Below are 3263 nucleotides of genomic sequence, written 5' to 3' on the forward strand. Positions count from 1 at the left end.
AGCTGTTCATCAGAGGCACTGGCCAGCAGTGAGAGGGCCGTGGAGGCGAACTTGACCAGTGTATAATCCCTTATCCTGCGATAGGTCCCCATATCACCTCCAAAAAAGCTCTTGAAGGTCCTCAAAATATTAAAATCCAATTCCCATCTAATTATTTCTTCACAAGTATAAACCTACCCGCCTTTAAACTCAATGATTTTTGAAATATTTTTTGAATTATTCAAACCACTATAGTACTATGGGCAACGAGAAATATGGAGACTAACTACGATGCAGTAATCATCGGTGCAGGAATGGGTGGACTTAGCTGTGGCACCCTTTTGGCTAAGGAGGGGCTAAGGGTACTGATCTGTGAACAATCCTCAAAACCTGGTGGCTACTGTCAGAATTTCAGACGCAATGGGTTTACCTTCGCACCAGCCGTCCATTACCTCAATGAATTTGGTCCCCATGGCTCAATGAAAGAGGCCTTTCAGACCCTGGGTCTCCCTCCTGAGATCGAATTTTGTCCACAGGACCCTCAACGCCGAATAATTACCCCCAATTTCCACATCACCCTCTCCACCGATATTGATCGGTTCGAGAGGGATTTAATCCACCTCTTCCCCAGTGAGAGACTATCTATCCATGCCTATATACGAGAATTGAAGAGGCTGGTTAAGAGCATCGAGGCTTTTTCCATAAAATCTTTTGACCTAATCAGCTTCAAAGAGAAGTTTGAGCTGTTATATAAGGGTCTATTCAAGGCACCACAATTACTCCGGTATCGTGGCAAAACGGGCCGGGAAGTCCTGGACTCTTTCTTCAAAGACCCTCTCTTGAAACACCTCCTCACCTTTGGAGCCCGCGAGGGCTCCTCTATTTTTTTCTGTGCAAGCCCTATCATGTGGGCCATAAAGGGGGACTTTTATTATATCAAAGACAAAGGGGTAGAGGTCTTGCCTCAGCTTTTCCTCAAATATTATAAGGCTTACGATGGGGATATCTCCTTTAATACCCTTGTAAAGAAGATTGTGATTGAGGGAGGGAAGGCCCGGGGGGTTCAGATTGAGGGGGGAGAGGAGATCCAATCCAGACATGTCATCTCCAATGGGGATGGTCACTCAACATTCCAACATCTAATAGGTAAGCATCTATTACCTGATCGTTTCATAAGGCAGCTTCAAGAAAAAGAGATCTCAGGGCCAGTCTTCACCCTCTATTTAGGTGTGGATCTCGATCTGGCACAGATGGGTTTTGATGGGACCTTAATCCACTACTACCCCACAATTAGTAAAAACCCATGGGAGGAAAAGGACATGGAGGAATTTGATATCGAAAAGGGGAGGATGACGATCCGTGTGGATAGCATCAAGAACCCGATGTTTGCCCCAATGGGCAAGCATACCGTCGCCATCTCTACCTTTGTCCCTTATGAACTCTTTAAAAAGGGGGACAATATAAGTCCTTATTATACAGAAATAAAGGAAGAGGTAGCCCAAAAGATCATCGACATCACGGAAAAGGTGATCCCTGGTCTATCCAGTCATATCATGGTCCGGGATGCCTCAACACCCATTACATACGAGAGAGAGACATTAAACAGGCACGGCGCTGCCATGGGTTGGTACCTATCGGCAAAAGAAATCTCAAGCATTCGTACTCAGAAGACACCCATTGCCAATCTCTACCAGGCAGGCCACTGGACCTTCCCTGGTGGAGGTATACCAATGGTGATCATCTCTGGGATCAATGCGGCTAAACTTGTCTTGAAGAGTATGAAGAAATTCACAACTAAATCCTGCATAGGGTATATGTCTTAAAGACTTGAGCCTAAGAAAAGGCGTTACAGAACTTGAGAAGGAAGCGAGGGCGAAAAGAACAGGGCTGTGGAGCGATCCTCATCCATCTTATCCTGTAGCCACTTTGCCCTTGTTGGTCTTTTGCACTTGGTACTCCTCCCAAGCGGCATCGGCAAGGGGTTTGTACTGGCTGGAATAATGGTCTATCTGTCGCCAGGGTGGGTGAAATGGCGGGCGTAGTTTAGGGCCATATCCCTGCCTTGCGATGGCTCATCGATGAGCATACAGGGGCGGAAGGGGTTGTCGGTAAAGGGCTGGCGGGACCGGATCTCTTGAAAAAGGCGGGAGTTGAGCACCTCCAAGAGGGTCTTCTCCTTGATGTTGTCCTCGGCGAAGTGGCAGAAGACACAAGGCTCTACATCCCCACTGGCGGTGATGTGCAGGTACTTCCTGCCCCCAGCAATACAGCCATTGGTCAGGTGACCATCGTTCCAAAAGTCTACGAAGAGCATTGGCTTGGTGGCCCGGAAGTATTTGAGCCTCTCCCTCATATAGTCGCGCTGTTGGGGGATGGCCATCAGATCTATATCCGGGTCCCTTCCTATGGGTACGTAGTGAAAGTTCCACATCAGGATGCATCCTCTCTCCACCAGGAAATCGATGAACTCGTCGCTGGCCAGGACCTCTGTGTTCTCTCGGGTCTGGGTGGTGGAGACGGCGAAGAAAAGGCCGGCCTCCCGTAACATATCCATCACCTTCACGCAATGCCGAAAGTGCCCCTTTCCCCTCCTTTTATCGGTTTCCTGCTGCAGACCTTCCAGGCTGATGGCGGGCACCACGTTCCCCAGATCGGTGAATCCCTCCACCATTCGTTCATCGATTCGCCGGGCGTTGGTATAGACCTGAAAGGCCACATCCCCGTGCTTTTCAAAGAGGCAAAAGAGATCCTCCCGCAAGAAGGGCTCCCCCCCGGTAAAGAGGACAAGGTAGATCCCCATCTCTTTAGCCTCGGTGATCACCCGGTCGATCACCTCCAGCGGGAGGTCCTCATCCTGGGGATAGTCGCCTGCATAGCATCCATAGCAGTTCAGGTCACAGCGCATCGTGGGACTGATGAGGAGGGCATCAGGAGGATAGGTGTTGGTACGGGCCTCAAAATCCTTGCGCTTGTTGGTACCCATGAGGAGCTGATTTATGATGAAGTTCTGGATGAGCTTGTGGCGGTGCAAGGGATTGGTATCTTTCAACACCCTCCTGGCTATTTGCAGGCCGGGGTGCCCCTGCCGGAACAGGTCCCTTATCCAACGAATCTTCTCTTTATAGGACTCCTTTTGGGGGATCTTCTCTGCCAGATAAGAAAGCTTGATGAGCTGTTCATCAGAGGCACTGGCCAGCAGTGAGAGGGCCGTGGAGGCGAACTTGACCAGTGTATAATCCCTTATCCTGCGATAGGTCCCCATATCACCTCCAAAAAAGCTCTTG

1 protein-coding gene and 1 pseudogene are annotated in these 3263 nt (G+C 49.5%); one reads left to right on the top strand and one right to left on the bottom strand.

The genetic code is table 11. The features are described from left to right. Positions 1-254 precede the first annotated feature (254 nt). The gene (locus JRI46_12530; GenBank protein MBW2040391.1) at positions 255-1802 is read left to right on the top strand and encodes an NAD(P)/FAD-dependent oxidoreductase; all 1548 of its coding nucleotides are present in this window, start codon (positions 255-257) and stop codon (positions 1800-1802) included. Positions 1803-1889: 87 nt separating this feature from the next. Here JRI46_12530 and JRI46_12535 read toward each other — a convergent pair. Beyond that, positions 1890-3241, bottom strand: a pseudogene (locus JRI46_12535) (radical SAM protein). Positions 3242-3263: the final 22 nt, after the last annotated feature.

Source organism: Deltaproteobacteria bacterium, from assembly GCA_019308925.1.
Lineage (GTDB): Bacteria > Desulfobacterota > B13-G15 > B13-G15 > RBG-16-54-18 > JAFDHG01.